Origin of the sequence: [Mycobacterium] manitobense, from assembly GCF_025821665.1 — a bacterium.
GTDB classification, from domain to species: domain Bacteria; phylum Actinomycetota; class Actinomycetes; order Mycobacteriales; family Mycobacteriaceae; genus Mycobacterium; species Mycobacterium arseniciresistens.
Map to the genome: position 1 here is coordinate 75,917 of NZ_JACKSJ010000047.1, position 19,861 is coordinate 95,777.

The window sequence follows — 19,861 nt, forward strand, 5'->3', positions numbered from 1 at the left end:
TACCCCAATCGGGCTCTGATCAGACCGTCGCCGCGCCGCCCTTGCGGACCTGTCTGCGGTGCAGGCTGCTCGCGTAGCCGAGCGCCTCGTCGAACTTCGTCGTCAGCTTCGGTCTCGTCGTCTCTTCCGGCATCACGTCCTCTTTTCGGTCAGCCACAGGTATGACACCGATACCGGGCAGGCAAACGTCTGCCTGCCTGTCACACCGACCGCCTAGGGTGGGCAGGCGATGGCCCTCCATCTCCACCGCGCTGAGCGCACCGACCTGCTCGCCGACGGTCTCGGCACACTGCTGGCCACCCCGCAGTCCGACCCGTTCGCCGAGGAACTGGTGATCGTCCCCGCCAAGGGCGTCGAACGATGGCTGAGCCAGCGGCTGTCCCATGTCCTCGGCCGAGGCGCCGGCCAGGACGGCATCTGCGCCGGAGTCACCTTCCGGAACCCGAGCTCGCTGATCGCCGAGCTCACCGGCACCCGCCACACCGACCCCTGGGCGCCCGACGCGATGGTCTGGCCCCTGCTCGACGCCATCGACAGTTCACTCGACCAGCCGTGGTGCCGCACGCTGGCGACGCACCTCGGGCACTTCGAGGACGGCGACGAGAAGGAACTGCGGCAGGGCCGCAGATATGCGGTGGCCCGCCGCCTGGCCGGGCTGTTCGCCTCCTACTCCCGGCAACGCCCGCAGCTGCTCATCGACTGGCTCGACGGCGACACCGACAACGTCGAGGACGATCTGCGGTGGCAGCCCGCTCTGTGGCGGGCACTGCTCGACCGGGTCGACGCCGATCCGCCGCACGTCCGGCATGCGAAAACGGTTGCCCGTCTGCAGGAATCGAAAACCGATCTGCCGCCGAGGCTGTCGTTGTTCGGCCACACCCGGCTGCCCGGCACCGAGATCGAACTGCTCAGCGCCCTGTCCACCCATCACGATCTGCACCTGTGGTTGCCGCACCCCAGCGACGAACTGTGGACAGCACTGGCCGGGCGGCACGGTGCCATCCCCCGCCGCGAGGACACCAGCCACCGGGTCGTCGACCACCCGCTGCTGTCCACGCTGGGGCGCGACCTCCGCGAACTCCAGCGCAGCCTGCCCGTTGACCCGCGGACCGACGAGCATCTCGGCGAGGCGGACCACCCTGACACCCTGCTCGGCTGGCTGCAGTCCGACATCACCGCGAACGCGGTCCGCCCGGGCGGGCGGCGCCTGCGCCCCGACGATCGCTCCGTCCAGGTGCACAGCAGCCACGGCCCGGCCCGGCAGATCGACGTGCTGCGCGAGGTGCTGCTGGGATTGCTCGCGGACGACCCGACGCTGGAACCACGCGACATCCTCGTGATGTGCCCCGACATCGAGGCCTACGCCCCCCTGATCGTCGCGGGCTTCGGACTCGGCGACGTCGTCCACGGTGCCCATCCCGCCCACCGGCTGCGGGTCCGGCTCGCCGACCGCGCCCTCGTCCAGACGAACGCGCTGCTCGGCGTGGCGGCTCAGGTGCTGGCGTTGGCCGGCAATCGGGCCACCGCCAGCGAGGTGCTCAACCTGGCCGAGGCCGCCCCGGTGCGGCAGCGGTTCGGGTTCAGCGACGACGACATCGACGCCATCGGGAACTGGGTGCGCGAAGCCAACATCCGGTGGGGCTTCGACTCGGCGCACCGCAGGCCCTACGGCGTCGACTTCGTGCAGAACACGTGGCGGTTCGGCATCGACCGGGTGCTGGCCGGGGTCGCGATGTCGGACGATTCGCACGCGTGGCTGGAGAACACGCTGCCGCTCGACGACGTCGGCAGCAATCGCGTCGAATTGGCGGGCCGGCTCGCCGACTTCGTCGACCGGCTCAGCGCCACCGTCGAATCCCTCAGCGGCGCCGGACCACTCGACCAATGGCTGCAGGCACTCGCCGACGGCATCGGTGGACTCACCGCGGTGCCCGATGACGACGCCTGGCAGACCAGCCAGGTGGAGCGCGAATTCGCCGACGTCCTCGCCGCCGCGGGTGAGCACAGTGGCACCGTGCTGCGCCTGCCCGACGTCCGGGCACTACTGGACCGGCACCTCGCCGGCCGGCCGACGCGGGCGAACTTCCGCACCGGCACCCTGACGGTCTGCACGATGGTGCCGATGCGTTCGGTGCCACACCGGGTGGTGTGCCTGATCGGACTGGACGACGGGGTGTTCCCGCGCCTCGGCGTGGTCGACGGGGACGACGCGCTGGCCCGCGATCCGATGACCGGCGAACGCGACATTCGTTCCGAGGACCGGCAATTGCTGCTCGACGCCATCGGTGCGGCGACCGAGAAGCTCGTGATCACCTACACCGGGTCCAACGAGTTCTCCGGCCAGCGCCGGCCGCCCGCGGTGCCGTTGATGGAGTTGCTCGACACCCTGGACGTCACCACGGAGGACGCCACCCGCCATCAGGTGCTGACCGAACACCCGTTGCAGCCGTTCGACATTCGCAACGTCATACCCGGCATGCTCAACATGCCCACGGCTGAACCCTTCACCTTCGATTCGACGGCTCTGACCGCCGCACGGATCGCCGCGGGCGAACGTGCGGAACGGCCCTCGCTGCTCGGGACGCCGCTGCCTGCGCCGCCGCCCGACGACGTCGCACTCGACGATCTGATCGGCTTCTTCCGGGACCCGGTGAAGGGCTTCTTCCGGGCCCTGGACTTCACGCTGCCGTGGGACGTCGACGCCATCGACGATGCGATGCCCGTCGAGATCGATGCACTGCAGGAGTGGAAGATCGGCGCGCGGATGCTCGACGACATGGCGCGGGGGATGCGACCGGAACTGGCTCAGCAGGCCGAGTGGCGGCGCGGTTCGCTGCCGCCGGGCCGCCTCGGCTGGCGCAAGGCCCAGGAGATCCGCGATCAGGCTGCCGCACTGGCCATCGCGGCGAATCAGCACCGCCGCCAGACTCCGCAGGCGCACGACGTCGACATCGACGTGGGCGGCGGGCGTAGGGTCACCGGCACGGTGCCGCACGTCTACGGTGACCGGCTGGTCTCGGTGACCTACTCGAAGCTCGACGGCCGCCATCTACTGACGTCGTGGATCCAGTTGCTGGCGTTGAGCGCTCGCCACCCCGGGCGGGAGTGGTCGGCGGTGTGCATCGGCCGACCGAAGCGCAGCGGCCCACCGCGCGAGCGGATCCTCGGGGCGCCGCACGTGCCCGCGCTCGACGTGGTCAAAGACCTGGTGGCGATCTACGACGCGGGCCGACGCGAGCCGATCCCGTTACCCCTGAAGACGTCCTACGCGTGGGCAGAAGCCAGACACACCCGTGGCCAACCCGAACGCCAGGCGGGCTTCAAATGGAACAGCGGCAAGTTCCCCGGTGAGAACGAGGAACCCGCACACCTGCGCGTGTGGGGGTACTCGAAACTCGGCGTGCTGCTCGACCCGGTACGTCCCGGCGAGGAACACGGCGGCGAGACCACCCGACTGGGCGCCTACGCCGCCCGGCTGTGGGCGCCGATGCTGCAGGCGGAGTCGTACGACTCATGAAGACATTCGACCTCCTGGGACCGCTGCCCGTGCCGAACACCACCACGGTGCTGGAAGCCAGTGCGGGAACGGGCAAGACGTTCGCGCTCGCCGGTCTGGTGACGCGCTACCTCGCCGAGGGCGTGGCGACACTCGATCAGATGCTGCTCATCACGTTCAGCAAGGCGGCCAGCCAGGAACTGCGGGAGCGCGTCCGCGGGCAGATCCTCGCCGCCGTCCTCGCGTTCGGCGACCCGTCGAGCGTCGGCGACAACCAGTTGGTGGCCCACCTGCTCGAGGGCACCGAAGAAGAACTCCGCGACCGCCGGCAACGCCTGCGGGACGCGCTGGCCGGATTCGACGCCGCGACCATCGCCACCACACACCAGTTCTGCCACCTCGTCCTCAAATCGCTCGGGGTGGCCGGTGACACCGATGCCGGTGTGACACTGGCCGAAAGCCTCGACGACCTGGTGACCGAGATCGTCGACGACCTCTACCTCGCCCACTTCGGGAAGGATCGCAACGACCCGCCGATGTCCCGCGGCGACGCACTCGAACTCGCCCGCGCCGTCGTGGCGAATCCGAGCGCCGAACTCCGACCGATCGATCCGCCGCCGGGCACCGAAGCCGCGATCCGCGTCGAGTTCGCGAAAGCGGTGTGCGCGGCGCTCGAACAGCGCAAGCGCAGGCGCGGCATCCTCGGCTACGACGACCTGCTGAGCCGCCTCGCCACCGCGCTCGAATCCGCCGACTCCCCCGCCCGCCTCCGGATGCACCGACGCTGGTCGATCGTGATGGTCGACGAATTCCAGGACACCGACCCGGTGCAGTGGCAGGTGATCGACCGCGCGTTCGGGGGACGCTCGACGCTGATCCTCATCGGGGACCCGAAGCAGGCCATCTACGCGTTCCGCGGCGGCGACATCGACACCTACCTGCACGCGGCCTCCACCGCCGGGGAACGTCAGACGCTGGGCACCAACTGGCGCAGCGACGCGGTCCTCGTCGACTCCCTGCAGGTCGTCCTGCGCGACGCCGAACTCGGCAACAGCGAGATAGTGGTGCGCCCGGTCACGGCCTCCCATCAGGGACACCGGCTCACGGGCGCCCCGCACAACGACCCGTTCCGGCTGCGGGTGGTGTCCCGCGACACCATCAGGACCCGCCAGGACAAGACCATCTCGATCGATCAACTGCGCAACCACATCCCGGCCGATCTGGCCGCCGACATCAGCGCCCTGCTCACCAGCGGCGCCACCTACGACGGCCGGCCGATCCAGGCCGGCGACATCGCGGTCATCGTCGAGGTGCACAAGGACGGGCGGCGCTGCTTCGACGCGCTCACCGCGGCGGGCATCCCCGCGGTCTACACCGGCGACTCCGACGTCTTCCGGTCGGACGCCGCCGACGACTGGCTGTGTCTGCTGGAGGCGTTCGACCAACCGCACCGCAGCGGGCTGGTCCGGGCCGCGGCCACCACGATGTTCTTCGGCTACACCGCCGAGGATCTGGCGACCCAGGGCGACGCCCTCACCGACCGCGTCGCCGACAAGGTCCGCGAATGGGCCGACCATGTCCGGGAGCGGGGTATCGCGGCGGTGTTCGAGGCCGCCCAACTCGCCGGGATGGGCCGTCGGGTGCTGGCCTGGACCGACGGCGAACGACGCATGACAGACCTGGCCCACATCACCCAGCTGCTGCACGAGACCTCCCACCGCGAGCATTTCGGCCTGCCCGCCCTGCGTGACTGGCTTCGCACGCAACGCGAAGAGCGAAGCGGCGCAAGCGAACGCGGCCGGCGGCTCGACAGCGATGCCGCAGCGGTGCAGATCATGACCGTCTTCGCCAGTAAGGGCCTGCAGTATCCGGTGGTGTATCTGCCGTTCGCGTTCACCCGCAACATCCGGACCGACGAGGCGGTGCTGTTCCATGACGGCCCGCAGCGCTGCCTGCACATCGGCGGTGAGACGAGCCCGGACTGCGCCGAGGTGACCAGGCTGGGGCGGGCGGAGGCGGCCTCCGATGACGTCCGGCGCACCTACGTCGCACTCACCCGGGCGCAGTCGCAGGTGGTGGCGTGGTGGGCGCCGTCCTGGGATGAGCCCAACGGCGGCCTGTCCCGGCTGCTGCGGGGCCGCCGGCCCGGCGAGAACACCGTGCCCGGTCGCTGCGACCCGGCGATCGTCGACGACGCCGACGCGCTGGCGGCACTGCGGGCGTGGTCGGACATCGGCGGCCCGGTGCTCGAGGAGTCGGCCATCGCCCCCGATGCAGAAGTCGAACGACCCGATGCACCAAGGAATCTCAGTGTCCGCCACTTCCACCGCCACATCGACACCCTGTGGCGGCGCACGTCGTACTCGGGTCTGCTGCGGTCCGCCGAGAACACCACCGGGGTGTCCAGCGAACCGGAGGTCGTCGAACTCGACGACGAGGTCGCCGACGTCCCAGTGCACGATCCCGGCCCGGCAGGCCCACCGGTGCCCGCGGTCGCCTCGCCGATGGCCGATCTGCCGATGGGCGCGAAGTTCGGCACGCTGGTGCACGCGGTGCTCGAGACCGCCGATCCCTTCGCAGCCGACCTGGCCACCGAACTGGAGCAGCAGGTCCGCGAGCACTCCGTGTGGTGGCCGGTCGACGTGGCGCCCGGCGAGCTCGCGGCCGCGCTGCTGCCGCTGCACGACACGCCGCTGGGCCCGCTGGCCACCGGCGTCACACTGCGTCAGATCGGTCTGCGGGACCGGTTGCGGGAATTGGACTTCGAGTTCCCGCTCGCCGGCGGCGACATCCGCGGCGACGCCCCCGCGATCACGCTGGCCGACGTCGGTGCGCTGTTCGCCGCACACGTCCCGGCCGACGACGTGCTCGCCTCCTACGCCGACCGGCTGTCCACCGGCGCGCTGGCCGTGCAGCCGCTCAAGGGCTATCTGACCGGATCGGTGGACGCGGTGCTGCGCATCCCCGACGGCGGGGGGCACCGCTACCTGGTGGTCGACTACAAGACGAACTGGCTCGGCGAACCCGACCGGCCGCTCACCTCCGCCGACTACACGAGGGCCAGGATGGCCGAGGCGATGCTGCACTCGGACTATCCGCTGCAGGCACTGCTGTACTGCGTTGTATTGCATCGCCTCCTGCGCTGGCGACAGCCCGGGTACGACCCACAGCGTCACCTCGGCGGCGTGTTGTACCTGTTCCTGCGGGGCATGTGCGGCGCCGGCACCCCGACCGAGGACGGGCATCCGGCGGGCGTGTTCAGCTGGCAGCCGCCCACGGCGCTGACCCTCGCGGTGTCCGATCTGCTGGGCTCATAACACGACACTCGTTTTGTATTGACGAAACCGACGAATTGAGCGGGAAAACATACTGACCGCCGAATCGGACGCATGTTCGAGGTAAGCTCAACACAGGTTGAAATCCCAGCCGCAATCCGTCGCAGAATCCGGAGCCTGAAAGTTCCGTGTGCGATGTGCGTCCGACGCCAAGCCGTTACACACCATACGCAGAACTGCGCAGCGACTTTCCGGAGTTGATTTCCCATCACCGCTTCCACCGCACCCATCCGGCACCGAACATTCTCGGCGACCGTCATCACCTCGTCGATCGCCGAGCCCATCGCCCGGTTCTCCGCTGTCGAATCAGCGGTCGGACGCCTGTCGATGACCACCGAGGAGCTCAACCCCGAGGCGGTCCGGATCGCCGTCGCCGGTGACCTGGACGCCTCGAACCACGACCAGTTCGCCGACTACGTGTGGCGGCGCACCGCCGAATGCCGCCGCCTGGTCCTCGATCTGCGCGGCCTCGAGTTCTTCAGCACCGCCGGCATCAACGCGATCGCCGCGATCGACGGCTGGTGCGCCGAAGCGGGCATCGAGTGGACGCTGCTGGCCAACCCGATGGTGACGAGGGTGCTCCAGATCTGCGACGAGCACCCCGGGACGGCCGCCGCCTCGGTGTGACGCGCCGCCACAGTTGCGGGGATCGCGGCTGGACGTGCCGTCGATGGCCCACACTGATCGGATGACGGAACCGGCCAACCCGCGCGTCGCGGTCTACCTCGACTTCGACAACATCGTCATCTCGCGCTACGACCAGGTCAACGGCCGCAACTCCTATCAGCGCGACAAGACCAAGGACGCCGGCGAGTTCGCGGACAAGCTGCAGCGGGCCAAGGTGGACGTCGGCGCGGTCATCGACTTCGCGTCGTCCTTCGGCACGCTGGTGCTCACCCGCGCCTACGCGGACTGGTCGTCGGACGTCAACGCCAACTACCGCGATCAACTGGTGGGCCGCGCCGTCGACCTGGTGCAGCTGTTCCCCGCCGCGGCCTACGGCAAGAACGGCGCCGACATCCGCCTCGCCGTCGACGCGGTCGAGGACATGTTCCGGCTGCCGGACCTCACCCACGTGGTCATCGTCGGCGGCGACTCGGACTACATCGCGCTCGCGCAACGCTGCAAGCGCCTCGGCCGCTACGTCGTCGGCATCGGCGTGGCCGGCTCGTCGGCCCGCTCCCTGGCCGCGGCGTGCGACGAGTTCGTCACGTACGACGCGCTGCCCGGCGTGCCGGTGTTCGAGCCCGACCCCGAACCCGCAGAGGCCGCCGCGCCGAAGCGCCGCAGGAGCACCCGCAAGGCCGACAATTCCGGTGACGGCGACGAGCCCGATCCCCAGACCCGCTCCACCGCACTGCTCACCAGGGCGCTGCAGATCGGCCTGGAGAAGGACGACGTCGACTGGCTGCACAACTCGGCGGTCAAGGCGCAGATGAAGCGGATGGACCCGTCGTTCAGCGAGAAGTCGCTCGGCTTCAAGTCGTTCAGTGACTTCCTGCGGTCGCGTTCGGATCTCGTGGAGCTCGACGAGAGCTCGACCGCGCGCATGGTCCGGTTGAAGAACGGTGGCGCTCCGGTATGACGGTCGCCGCCGCGGGCACGCTCGGCGAGTTCACCGAAGCGGGCGTGTTCGAGGCCGCCGACGTCCATGTGGCGCGGCGCCTCACCGTGCTCGGCAAGGAGCCCGACGAGTCGGTGGCGCTGGCCGTGGCGTTCGCGGTGCGGGCACTGCGCGGCGGGTCGGTGTGCGTGGACCTGCGGTCGGTGCCCACCCAGGTCGGCCTGCCCGACCTGCCGTGGCCTTCGCCCGGCGGCTGGCTGGCCGCGGTACGCGCGAGCCCGTTGGTCGCCGACCCTCCGGTGCTGCGCCTGCACTCCGACGCCGCCGCCGACCTGCTGTACCTGGACCGGTACTGGCGCGAGGAGCAGCAGGTCCGCGACGACGTGCTGGCACTGCTGGCGCCGTCGGACACCGCGCCGCTGCCCGACCTGACGCGGCTGTTCCCCGATTCCGAGGAGCAGCGCCGCGCCGCACACGTCGCGCTGACGCAGCCGCTCACCGTCCTCACCGGCGGGCCGGGCACCGGCAAGACGACGACCGTCGCGCGCCTGCTGGCGCTGCTGGCCGAGCAGGCGGCCCTGGCGGGCAGGCCCCCGCTGCGGATCGCGCTGGCCGCGCCTACCGGCAAGGCCGCCGCGCGGCTGCTGGAGGCGGTGCTCCTCGAGGTCGGCAGGCTCGACCAAGCCGACCGCGACCGGCTGCCGAAGCTCTCGGCGTCCACGCTGCACCGGCTGCTGCGGTCGCGGCCGGACAACTCGTCGCGGTTCCGTCACCACCGGGAGAACCGGCTGCCGCACGACGTCATCGTCGTCGACGAGACGTCGATGGTGTCGCTGACGCTGATGGCCCGGCTGCTGGAGGCGGTGCGGCCGGACAGCCGCCTGCTTCTGGTCGGCGATCCCGACCAGCTGGCGTCGGTGGAGGCGGGCGCCGTGCTCGCAGACCTGGTCGACGGACTGGGCGGTCGCGGAGACGCGCGCATCGCGACGCTGGTCACGTCGTGGCGGTTCGGCGAGACGATCGGCGGGCTGGCCACCGCGATTCGCGACGGCGACGCCGACCGGGTGGTCGAGGTGTTGCGCGCCGGCGGTGAGCACATCGCATGGCTCGACACCGACGATCCGGGCGAGCGCCTTCGCACAGTGCTTCTGCCGCAGGCACTTCGACTGCGCGAGGCGGCGATACTCGGCAATGCGGCGGTCGCACTGCAGACGCTCGACGAGCACCGGCTGCTGTGTGCGCACCGGCGCGGCCCGTACGGCGTGCAGCACTGGAACCGCCAGGTGCAGCGGTGGCTGACAGACGCGACGGGTGAAGCCATCTGGACGGACTGGTACGCCGGGCGGCCCGTGCTGGTGACGGCCAACGACTACGGCCTCGGCCTGTACAACGGCGACACCGGCGTGGCCATCGCCGACGGTGACGGGCTCAGCGTGGCCGTCGGACCGCAGATGTTCGCGGCGAGCCGGCTGTCCGAGGTCGACACGATGCACGCGATGACCATTCACAAGAGCCAGGGCAGCCAGGCCGAGGAGGTCACGGTGCTGCTGCCGCCGGAGGAGTCGAGGCTGCTCACGCGGGAGCTGTTCTACACGGCGGTGACGCGGGCCAGGCAGCGCGTTCGGGTGGTGGGCTCCGAGCGGGCGGTGCGCGCCGCGATCGGCAGGCGGGTGGTCCGGGCGTCGGGTCTGCGCCAGCGACTGCACGGCTGAGCCGGTCTTGGCACGAGCCGGGCAAACACTTCATCCGCGGTTCGAATTCCATTCCAGGGGGTCGGGCTGTACCGTCGGACGCGGTTGACATCCCAGCCAAGCGGAACGTCACGGTGGCGAGCGAGAGAAACGCTCCCCGCCGCGGGGGTCCTCACGACGTGACCGCGGCCGTATTACGGTGCCCGAGAGGCTGGGGGTCTCTTGCCAGGGGGTTCAATCGTTATCACGACGTCACGCGAGGGTGCTCGTTCGATGACGCATGACTCCGTACAGTCAGACCGTCTGACACGCAAAGCACCGTGCCTCTCCCGGGGCGACGGACCATCCGAGGTGAACGCAAAGGGTTCACCCACCGACCCGTCATCACCCACAACTCACCCCCCTGAGCCGAACGGGCGCCTCCGCCCTGCTCATGGCGGGATGTCACCGTTGCCGCCTACGGCGCACCAACCAGAGGGACTGTCGTGAGCAGATTCACCGAGACCATGTACCGCAACGCCCAGTGGAGCCTGAAGGGTCTCAACACCGGGGAGCCGCACGCGCCGATCCGGCAGACCTGGGCCGAGGTGCACCAGCGCGCCCGCCAGATCGCCGGTGGCCTGGCCGCGGCGGGTATCGGCCACGGCGACGCCGTCGCGGTGCTCGCCGGCGCGCCGGTGGAGATCGCGCCGACCGCGCAGGGCGCCTGGATGCGCGGCGCCAGCGTGACCATGCTGCACCAGCCCACCCCGCGGACCGATCTGGTGCGCTGGGCGGAGGAGACCACCGCGGTCATCGAGATGATCTCGGCCAAGGCCGTCGTGGTGTCGGACCCGTTCATGGCCGCCGCGCCGGTGCTGGAGAGCATCGGGATCACGGTGCTCACCATCGAGAATCTGCTGAAGAGCGATCCGATCGATCCGATCGACACCGACGACGACGACGTCGCGCTCATGCAGCTGACGTCGGGCTCGACGGGGTCGCCGAAGGCGGTGCTGATCACCCACGCCAACATCGTGGCGAACGCCGAGGCGATGATTGTCGGCTGCGACTTCGACATCGACTCCGACGTGATCGTGAGCTGGCTGCCGTGCTTCCACGACATGGGCATGACCGGCTACCTGACCGTGCCGATGTACTTCGGCGCCGAGCTGGTGAAGGTCACGCCGGTCGACTTCCTGCGTGACACGCTGCTGTGGGCCAAGCTCATCGACAAGTACAAGGGCACCATGACGGCCGCCCCGAACTTCGCCTACAACCTGTTCGCCAAGCGGCTGCGCAGCCAGGCCAAGCCCGGCGACTTCGACCTGTCGTCGCTGCGCTGGGCACTGTCCGGGGCCGAGCAGGTCGATCCCGCCGATGTCGAAGATCTCTGCGACGCCGGCGCACCCTTCGGGCTGCGTCGCGAGGCGATCATCCCCGCCTACGGGATGGCCGAGACCACGGTGGCCGTGTCGTTCTCAGAGTGCGGCGGCGGCATGGTCGTCGACGAGGTCGACGCCGACCTGCTGGCCGTCCTGCACCGCGCCGTCCCGTCGAACAAGGGCCACACCCGGCGTCTGGTGTCCCTCGGTCAGCCCCTCAAGGGCCTCGAGGTGCGCGTCGTCGACGAAGACGGCGCGGAGATGCGGCCGCGGGCCGTCGGCGTCATCGAGACCCGCGGGACGCCGGTCACGAAGGGTTACATGACAGTCGCCGGCTTCATCGCCGCGCAGGACGAGCGGGGCTGGTACGACACCGGTGACCTCGGCTATCTGACCGAGACCGGCGATGTGGTGGTGTGCGGGCGGATCAAGGACGTCATCATCATGGCGGGCCGCAACATCTATCCGACCGACATCGAGCGCGCCGCGGCGCGGGTCGACGGAGTGCGGCCCGGCTGCGCGGTGGCGGTGCGGCTGGAGGCCGGGCGGTCGCGCGAGACGTTCGCCGTCGCGGTGGAGTCCAAGAGCTATCAGGACCCCGACGAGGTGCGCCGCATCGAACGCCAGGTGGCGCACGAGGTCGTCGCCGAGGTGAACGCGCGGCCCCGCAACGTCGTGGTCCTCGAACCGGGCACGATCCCGAAGACGCCGTCGGGCAAGCTGCGGCGCGCACACGCGCTGACCCTCGTCACCTGAGCGAGGTTCCCGTCCCCGGTTGCCGGCGTTGGGTAGATTCACCCCAGATGCACGACTACGAACGCCAGCCAGGCCGGGCGGTCCCACCCGAGCCCGAGTTGTCGCGCGCCGAACTGGACGAGCACGAGGCCGATCTGTACGCCGGGCTCAGCGGCGTGGCGGGCATCGTGGCGGGTGCGAAGCCGGTGAACGAGCTGATGCAGGAGGTCGCCGAGTTCGCCGTGCAGGCGATTCCCGGTATGCAGGGCGCAGGCCTGACCGTGGTCGACAAGGTCGGCGACACCCCGCGCATCGAGAGCTGGGCCGTCACCGCGGACTTCGTCCGGCAGATCGACAGCGTGCAGTACGAGACCACCGGCGAGGGGCCGTGCATCACCAGCATGCGGTCGCGTTGCCCGGTGGTCAGCGGGTCGCTGGGCTGCGACCCGCGCTGGCCGCACTTCGGCGGGCACGTCGCCCGGATGGGTGTGCATTCGGCGTTGTCGCTGCCGCTGATCGTCGGTGACGACGTGATCGGCGCCATCAATGGTTATGCGTTCGACCGCGACGCGTTCGCCGAGCATGCCGTGCAGTTGGGCGCGCAGTTCGCCGGGCCCGCGGCGGTTTCGGTGTACAACGCGAGGCTGCTGGCCAGGGCGCAGAAGCGCACCGACCAGTTGCGGCTCGCGCTGGAGAGCCGCGCGGTCATCGACCAGGCGATCGGCATCCTGCGCAGCCGCACCGGCGGCACGGCGGAGGAGGCCTTCGACCGGTTGATCAGGATCAGCCAGACCGAGAACGCCAAACTCCGCGACGTCGCCGACAGGATGGTCGAGGAGGCTGTCCGGCGGGCCCGCGCCCGGACCCGGGGCTGATCAGCCCGGCGGGTGCACGCGCAGGGCGGCGATGCCCGACAGCAGCGTCTCGCGCTCGGCGCGCTGGGTCACCAGTCGCCGCGCGATGTCGGTGAGGTGCTCGTTGTGGGCCCGCGCGTAGGACCGCAGCAGGGTGAACGCCTCGTCCATGGACACGTCGAGGGTCTCACGCAGGAACCCCTTGGCCTGCTCGACGACGACCCGGCTGCTCAGCGCGGCCCGTAGCCTGCCGAACACCGTCGACGGGTTGGCCGGATGTTCCTGCAGGATCGCCACGCAGGCGATGTGCGCGAGGGTCTGTCCGACCAGCCGGTCGGCCTCGTTCAGTTCGCCGCGATGAGTGCCGAACAGTCCGAGCGCCCCGAGCACGATGCCGGCGGCCCGCATCGGGACCGCGTGCACCGCGACGAAGCCCGCGTCCACCGCCGCGGGCACGAAGTGCGGCCAGCGGGCGCTCTCGGTCTGCAGATCGGCAATCGAGACGGGCTGACCCGATGCGTAGCAGTCGACGCACGGTCCTTCGTCGGCCTGAAGCTGGAACAGCTCGAGCTCGCGGGCCTGCTCGGACGTCGCGGCCACCAATCGCAGTTGGTCCAGGGGGTCGGCGAGCAGGATTCCGGCGGCGGTCACATCGAGGAGCTGGGCGCACTGCTCGGTGAGCTCGGTGAGCAGGTCGACCACGTCGAAGTCGTCGAGCAGGCTGTCCACGAGTCTGACCACCGCCTCCAGGACGCGGGTCTCGCGAGGCGTCTCGGTCACGTGGCCTCCTTTGTCGCGATCGTGGTCGCCGGCATGTCAGTCGGCGTCCAGCCGCAGGCGGCGGTCGAGGATGTCGCGCGCCACGTCGGTGGCGCTACGGCCGGTGGCGTATGCATGCGCTCTCAGCCGCACCAGCGCCTCGGTGGGGTCCACGTCGAGCTGCGCCACGAGCATGCCGGTGGCCTGGCTGACCTCCGCGCGGGACAGCGCGTTGAGTTCGGCCCACGCGTCGCTACCGGGGTCGTTGGCAGCGGCTTGCAGATCCCCGTCCAACAGGTCGAGCAGCGGGATGCCGGCCACCTCGGCGGCGACGAAGGCGCCGGAGAGTTCCTCCGCCTGCAGCGGGCCTGGTCGTTGGCGGAACAGGTCGAGTGCCCCGACGTATTCACCGGCGATGACGACGGGCATCGCGAACACGCCCCGGATGCTTCGGGACAGCAGCGCCGGTGCGTAGGCGGGCCACCGCACCTCCTCGGGGTGCGCCAGGTCGGCCGCCAGGACCGGGGCCCGGCGGGCGATCGAGTCCAGACAAGGCCCCTCACCGAAGGTGAACTGCAGGTCGTCGTACTGGCGGGCCAGGTCACTGCTGCTGCCCATGGTCGCGCTGCTGGCACCGCCGAAGATCAGGGAGATGGCCGCGGCGTCGATGTCGAGCAGCACCACGCACGCTTCGCAGAGGTTGTTCGCCGCCGCCGTGCCGCGCCTGCCGTCGACCGCGGCGCGCAGCTGCTCATGTACGGCCACGTCAGGCCGACGATTGCCGGGCGCCGGAGGCTCCCGGGTGTCGTGGTGCGGAGGTCATGGGTCCAGCCTCCTCTAGGTCGGCGCATTTTACGAACACCCGGAACCCGTGCGTCATGATCACCGCCGGCCGATCTGAGAAGATCGGTGCATCATGCGGGTCGACGGGCGGGAAATCACCGTATCGGGCAGCCTTCTCCAACCGCTGACCCGACGGACGAACGACATCCTGCGCCTGGCGATTGCGACGGTCGTGCTGGCCGTCGTGGTGACCAGTTCTCTGATCACTCGCTACGAGTGGGACGCACTCGAACGGTCGATCTCGGAGATCGTCAGCTTCCTGACGCCCACCCAGTCGAATCTGGTCTATCTGGTCTACGGCCTGGCGATCCTGGCCTTGCCGTTCATGATCCTGTTCGGGCTGCTGGTCGGCAGGCAGTGGCGGCTGCTCGGCGCCTACGCCGCCGCGGCGTTCATCGCGGGCCTGGCGCTGTCCATCACCGGAAACGGGATCGCCGCTCCGCAATGGCATTTCGATCTGAACGACCGGCTCGACACCCAGCTCTCGCAGTTCCTCGACGATCCGCGCTGGATCGCGATGCTGGCGGCGGTGCTCACGGTGTCGGGGCCCTGGCTGCCTGCGAAGTGGCGGCGCTGGTGGTGGACGCTGCTGCTGGCGTTCGTGCCGATCCACCTGGTGGTCTCGGCCGTCGTGCCTGCCCGGTCGGTGCTCGGGCTGGCGGCGGGCTGGTTCGTCGGCGCGCTGGTGGTGCTGGTGGTCGGCACACCGGCGCTGGAGGTGCCGCTGGACAGCGCGCTGCGCAGGATGGCGCGGCGCGGGTTCGTGGTGATTGCGCTGACGGTGACCCGCCCGGCAGGCCGGGGGCCGCTGCTGCTGACGGCGACCGCCGAGTCCGGCGCCCGGCTGACCGTCGAGATGTACGGGCCCAATCAGCGCAGCGGCGGCGCGTTGCGCCAGATCTGGCGCAAGCTGCGGCTGCGGTCGAGCGAGACCGCTCCCCTGCACGCGTCGATGCACCGCACGGTCGAACACCGCGCGCTGATGGCGATCGCGATCGGCGATCTCGGCGTCGCCAACACCGCGACGGTGGCGATCGCCACGCTCGAGCGCGGCTGGACGCTGTACACGCATTCGCCGGTGCGGGGCCTCCCACTCGACGCCGAAACCCCGCTGTCGAAGGTGTGGGGTGCGCTGCGCGTCTTGCACGAGCACCAGATCGCACACGGGGACCTGAGGGTGAGCGAGATCACCGTCGACGAGGGCACAGTGCTGTTCGGCGGGTTCGGTTACGCGGAGTACGGCGCCACCGACGCCCAACTGCAGTCCGACATCGCCCAGCTGTTGACGACGACCGCCGGCGTCTACGACCCGAAATCCGCAGTCGAGGCGGCGATCGAGGCCTTCGGCAGGGACGAGGTGCTGACTGCGTCCGGCCGTTTGACCAGATCCGCTGTCCCACAGCGTATCCGGACTGCGGTGGCCGACGGCAAGGCGGTCATCGAGTCCGCGCGCGAGGAGGTGATGCGCCAGACCGGGGCCGACAAGATCCAGGCGGAGAACATCACCCGGTTCACCCGCAGGCAGATCATCCAGCTGGTGCTGCTCGGCGCGCTGGTCTACGTCGCGTACCCGTTCCTCGCGACGGTGCCGACGTTCGCCGCCGAGCTGCGCACCGCGAACTGGTGGTGGGCGCTGCTCGGGCTGGCGGTGTCGGCGCTCAAGTACCTCGGGGCGGCGGCGGCTCTGTGGGCGTGTTCGGACGGGTTGATCAAGTTCCGGTACCTGACTGTCATGCAGGTGGCCAACACCTTCGCCGCGACGACGACGCCTGCGGGAGTCGGCGGGCTTGCGCTGTCGACGCGGTTCCTGCAGAAGGGCGGACTGGGGGCGTTGCGCGCGACGACCGCGGTGGCGCTGCAGCAGTCGGTGCAGGTGATCACGCACGTCTCGCTGCTCATCCTGTTCAGCGCGGTGGCGGGCGCGTCTGCCGACCTGTCGAAGTTCGTGCCGTCGGCGACGCTGCTGTATCTCGTCGGCGGGGTGGCACTCGGCTTGCTCGGGACCTTCCTGTTCGTGCCGAAGTTGCGGCGCTGGCTCGCTACGGCGGTGCGGCCGCGGCTGCAGGAGCTGCTCGATGACCTGGCAGCCTTGGCGCGTGAGCCGTGGCGGCTGGCGCTGATCGTCCTTGGTTGTGCGGCAACGACACTCGGTGCGGCGTTCGCGTTGTGGGCCAGCATCTCGGCGTTCGGTGGCGACGTGTCGTTGGTCACGGTCACGGTGGTGACGATGGTGGGCGGCACGCTCGCGTCGGCGGCGCCGACCCCCGGCGGTGTCGGCGCCGTGGAGGCAGCCCTGATCGGCGGCCTGGCCGCCTTCGGCGTGCCCGCCGCGGTGGCGGTGCCCTCGGTCCTGCTCTACCGGGTGCTGACGTGCTGGCTGCCGGTGTTCCTGGGCTGGCCGATCCTGCGATGGCTGACGCGCAAGGAGATGATCTAGCGCTCCCCCGGCGTGGCCGCCACGCGCAGGTGCCGGCGCTGCGCCAGCTCCTCCTCGCCCACCATCTCGAGCATCGGCTGCCCCGGCACGCACAGCATGGTGACCGTGAAGCGGACCTTCATGTCATCGCGGTTGTTGCCGTCCTGGTAGTGGATGACGTCGCCGCCGGGCTCCCAGAACGCCTCGCCCGCCCGCACGACCCGCGGTGCCTCGCCCTCCAACTCGAACAGCATCTCGCCCTCCAGCACGTAGCCGAAGGCGGGGCCGCCGGGGTGCCGGTGCGGCGGAGTGCCGCGGTTGGCCGGCGGGTACTCGATCTGCACCGTCATCGCATGCGCGCCGGCCGGGATGAATGGCGGCTGTACTTCCTGCAGCACCGTCAGGGCGGTGTGCCATGCGTCGTCGTAGTCCGTGTTCTGCGGCATCGGTCTTCTCGCTTCCTCAGGCGGCTTGGTGGTCGGCGGCGACGACGACGCGCTTGGCGCGGTGGGCCAGCGCGACACGCAACCGCTCGCGGCCCCGGTAGATCCGCGACATGACGGTCCCGATCGGGACGCCCATCAGCACGGCGGTCTCAGCGTAGGTGTAACCCTCGATGTCGGCGTAGTAGACCGCGGCACGGAAGCCCTCGGGAAGGCTCTGCACAGCCGCCCTGATGTCGTTGTCCGGCAGGCGATTCAACACCTCGTCCTCGGCCGACCACAGGCCGGCCGATTCGTGCGACGCGCTGGCGGCCAGGTCCCAGTCGTGGATCTCGTCGAACGCGGTCTCGGTGACCCGCGACTGCTTGCTGCGGTACGTGCTCACCCAGCGGTTGTACTGGATCCGGAACAGCCACGCCCGCAGGTTGGTACCCGGCCGGAAGTTGTGGAATCCCGCGAAGCCGTGCAGCAGGGTGTCCTGCAGCAGGTCCTCGGCGTCGGCATCGTTGCGCGTCAACCTCCGTGCGCCGCGCAGCAGGACGTCGAGAAGCGGCTCGACGCCGCGGGCGAAGTGGGCGGCGAGCTCGGCGTCGGGCCGGGCCGTCGCGGTGGTGCCGGTTGCTACGACCTTCACGGTGAACCTCCGAGTGAGTGGGGTGTCGATGTCCTACTCAGACTCGCGGCTGCGGGGCCCGGGGGGACCCTTGGAAACCCGTGGTCCGTGGTCAGTGGTCCGTGGTGGACACCCCGGGGTCAGGGGTCAGACGGCCCACGAGACCGTGCGCAGCTGCCGGCGCGAGGTGACGCCGAGCTTGACGAACACCTTGCGCAGGTGCCACTCGACGGTGTGGGTGCTGAGGAACAGCTGCGCGCCGATCTCCTGGTTGGTCAGGCCCTCACCGGCCAGCTTGGCGATCTGCGCCTCCTGCGCGGTCAGCCGGTCGCCGGAGGCCATCGGCTGTTTGCGCACCTTCTCACCGGTGGCCAGGAGTTCGCGGCGCGACCGCTCGGCGAACGCCTGGGCGCCCATCCGGCTGAACAGGTCGTGCGCGGCGTTGAGCTGCCTGCGCGCGTCGATGCGACGGTTGATGCGGCGCAACCATTCCCCGTACCGCAGCTGGGCCCGCGCCACGTGCACGACGACCTTCGTGCGTGTGAGCCGTTCGACGGCTTCGGTGTGCAGGGCGTCGACGGTGTGCTCGTCCGCGGAATCGGTCAGCAGGGCCCGCGTGCTGGCCAGCACCCCGAGTCCCCAGTCGGTCCCCGCGGCAAGGGTGCGCTCCTCCAGTGCGGCCAGCGCCCTGACCGCGGCCGCCCGCTCACCGGTGTGCACGGCCGCCTCGACCAGTTCGAACAGCGCCCAGCCGTGGATTCCGAGGTCCTCGTGCGCGGCGGCGTCGCTGACCGCGGCGTACGCCTCCTCGTAGCGGCCCAGCCCGTTGTAGAGCACGGCGGCGGCGTGGCCGACGACGCCGAGCAGCCGGCCTTCGCCGCGGGCACCGGCTTCGGCGGCGGTGGTCTGGAACATGTCGACGGCATCGGCCGCCACTCCCCGCGACGCGGCGAGCAGCATGGACTGATGGGTGATCGGCGAGTAGTAGCCGGTCGACCCGATGATCGACTGCGCCTCTTCGATGAGGGTTGCGGCCGTGTTGAATTCGCCGGTCAGCAGGTGGAAGCCGGCCCGGTATCCGAGTGTCTGCGGCAGCCCGGCCAGCGCACCGGCCTCGCGCGCGCGGCGCACCGCGGCGGCGGACAGTTCGTCGAGCAGCGCCTCGTCCCACAGTTCGAGTGCCGCGGACTCCTGCAGCACCGGAAACGCGGGCACCAGCCAGCGCAGCACGTGCACGTCATTGGACCGGGCCTGGACGCGCATGTGGTCCAGCCCCGCCCGCAGCGCCGGGCTGCCCGCCCGCACGCCGTCGGTGATGCGGACCGCCCACCCCCGCAGGAGGTAGTCGACTGCCCGCGCGAAGTCCTCGGCGTCACCGATCGCGATGCGGGCGGCCGCGGCCGCATCGGTGAGCGCACCGGGATCACCGAGCCGCCCGGCGAAGATGATCGCGGCGATGGCCTCGAGATAGCTTTCGCGCGAGGAGAAGTCGTCGACACCCGTCAGCTGCTTCGCGGCGTCGAGCAGCGCGGGTGCGGTGTCGGCGAGCCGCTTGGCGCGGGTGTCGCCGCCGCGGGAGCGGACGAACTCCATCTGCGCCCGCAGCCGGGCGACCTGGGCCTGCTGCAGATCGGTCAGGGGTCCGACTTCGGCGATGGACAGCAGTTCGTGTGCGGCGGCGGGCGCCGCGGCGTCGCGTTTGGCGCGGGCGGCGGCCAGCGCTCTGGCGCTGCGGTGCGCGGGGTCGG

The 19,861-nt window shown here is 70.3% G+C and carries 13 protein-coding genes; 8 read left to right on the forward strand and 5 right to left on the reverse strand.

The genetic code is table 11. The features are described from left to right. The first annotated feature begins 229 nt into the window (after positions 1–229). The 7 genes from recC (at position 230) to H7I41_RS06325 (ending at position 13,060) form a co-directional block, all read left to right on the forward strand. Positions 230–3,517, forward strand: a complete 3,288-nt coding sequence (gene recC, locus H7I41_RS06295) for an exodeoxyribonuclease V subunit gamma (RefSeq protein ID WP_264011711.1) — start codon at positions 230–232, stop codon at positions 3,515–3,517. Then, positions 3,514–6,813 (forward strand): exodeoxyribonuclease V subunit beta, encoded by a 3,300-nt coding sequence (gene recB / locus H7I41_RS06300; protein ID WP_264011712.1) that lies wholly within the window; start codon positions 3,514–3,516, stop codon positions 6,811–6,813. Before recC ends, recB begins: the two co-directional genes overlap by 4 nt. A gap of 345 nt (positions 6,814–7,158) precedes the next feature. Continuing rightward, positions 7,159–7,458, forward strand: a complete 300-nt coding sequence (locus tag H7I41_RS06305; RefSeq protein WP_264011713.1) for an STAS domain-containing protein — start codon at positions 7,159–7,161, stop codon at positions 7,456–7,458. 61 nt (positions 7,459–7,519) lie between these two features. Next, a complete protein-coding gene (locus H7I41_RS06310; RefSeq protein WP_264011714.1) occupies positions 7,520–8,416 on the forward strand; it encodes an NYN domain-containing protein in 897 nt (298 codons plus the stop codon). Then, on the forward strand, positions 8,413–10,107 hold the full coding sequence (gene recD / locus H7I41_RS06315; protein WP_264011715.1) for an exodeoxyribonuclease V subunit alpha: 1,695 nt from the start codon (positions 8,413–8,415) through the stop codon (positions 10,105–10,107). Before H7I41_RS06310 ends, recD begins: the two co-directional genes overlap by 4 nt. A gap of 464 nt (positions 10,108–10,571) precedes the next feature. After that, positions 10,572–12,206, forward strand: a complete 1,635-nt coding sequence (locus H7I41_RS06320) for a fatty acyl-AMP ligase (protein WP_264011716.1) — start codon at positions 10,572–10,574, stop codon at positions 12,204–12,206. Between the two features lie 47 nt (positions 12,207–12,253). Beyond that, entirely contained in the window at positions 12,254–13,060 is an 807-nt protein-coding gene (locus H7I41_RS06325; RefSeq protein ID WP_264011717.1) for a GAF and ANTAR domain-containing protein, read from the forward strand. Here the strand turns inward: H7I41_RS06325 and H7I41_RS06330 are convergent, their stop codons facing one another. Then, positions 13,061–13,819: a GAF and ANTAR domain-containing protein gene (locus tag H7I41_RS06330; RefSeq protein ID WP_264011718.1), complete on the reverse strand. Its 759-nt coding sequence runs from the start codon at positions 13,817–13,819 to the stop codon at positions 13,061–13,063. A gap of 36 nt (positions 13,820–13,855) precedes the next feature. Beyond that, positions 13,856–14,563: a GAF and ANTAR domain-containing protein gene (locus tag H7I41_RS06335; RefSeq protein ID WP_264011719.1), complete on the reverse strand. Its 708-nt coding sequence runs from the start codon at positions 14,561–14,563 to the stop codon at positions 13,856–13,858. Between the two features lie 151 nt (positions 14,564–14,714). Between H7I41_RS06335 and H7I41_RS06340 the strand changes: the two genes are divergently transcribed. After that, a complete protein-coding gene (locus H7I41_RS06340; protein ID WP_264011720.1) occupies positions 14,715–17,078 on the forward strand; it encodes a flippase-like domain-containing protein in 2,364 nt (787 codons plus the stop codon). Here the strand turns inward: H7I41_RS06340 and H7I41_RS06345 are convergent. The 3 genes from H7I41_RS06345 to H7I41_RS06355 form a co-directional block, all read right to left on the reverse strand. After that, a complete protein-coding gene (locus H7I41_RS06345) occupies positions 17,075–17,503 on the reverse strand; it encodes a cupin domain-containing protein (protein ID WP_264011721.1) in 429 nt (142 codons plus the stop codon). The two genes, H7I41_RS06340 and H7I41_RS06345, sit on opposite strands and share 4 nt — an antisense overlap. 16 nt (positions 17,504–17,519) lie before the next feature. Further along, a complete protein-coding gene (locus H7I41_RS06350; RefSeq protein ID WP_264011722.1) occupies positions 17,520–18,134 on the reverse strand; it encodes a sigma-70 family RNA polymerase sigma factor in 615 nt (204 codons plus the stop codon). Between the two features lie 126 nt (positions 18,135–18,260). After that, a partial coding sequence (locus H7I41_RS06355; RefSeq protein WP_264011723.1) for a helix-turn-helix transcriptional regulator occupies positions 18,261–19,861 on the reverse strand: 1,601 nt, incomplete at its 5' end.

Coding starts and splice junctions, on each gene's coding strand:
- recD (WP_264011715.1), top strand. CDS start 8,413: ATGACGGTCGCCGCCGCGGGCACGCTCGGCGAGTTCACCGAAGCGGGC.
- H7I41_RS06340 (WP_264011720.1), top strand. CDS start 14,715: ATGCGGGTCGACGGGCGGGAAATCACCGTATCGGGCAGCCTTCTCCAA.
- recC (WP_264011711.1), top strand. CDS start 230: ATGGCCCTCCATCTCCACCGCGCTGAGCGCACCGACCTGCTCGCCGAC.
- H7I41_RS06310 (WP_264011714.1), top strand. CDS start 7,520: ATGACGGAACCGGCCAACCCGCGCGTCGCGGTCTACCTCGACTTCGAC.
- recB (WP_264011712.1), top strand. CDS start 3,514: ATGAAGACATTCGACCTCCTGGGACCGCTGCCCGTGCCGAACACCACC.
- H7I41_RS06345 (WP_264011721.1), bottom strand. CDS start 17,503: ATGCCGCAGAACACGGACTACGACGACGCATGGCACACCGCCCTGACG.
- H7I41_RS06305 (WP_264011713.1), top strand. CDS start 7,159: ATGACCACCGAGGAGCTCAACCCCGAGGCGGTCCGGATCGCCGTCGCC.
- H7I41_RS06325 (WP_264011717.1), top strand. CDS start 12,254: ATGCACGACTACGAACGCCAGCCAGGCCGGGCGGTCCCACCCGAGCCC.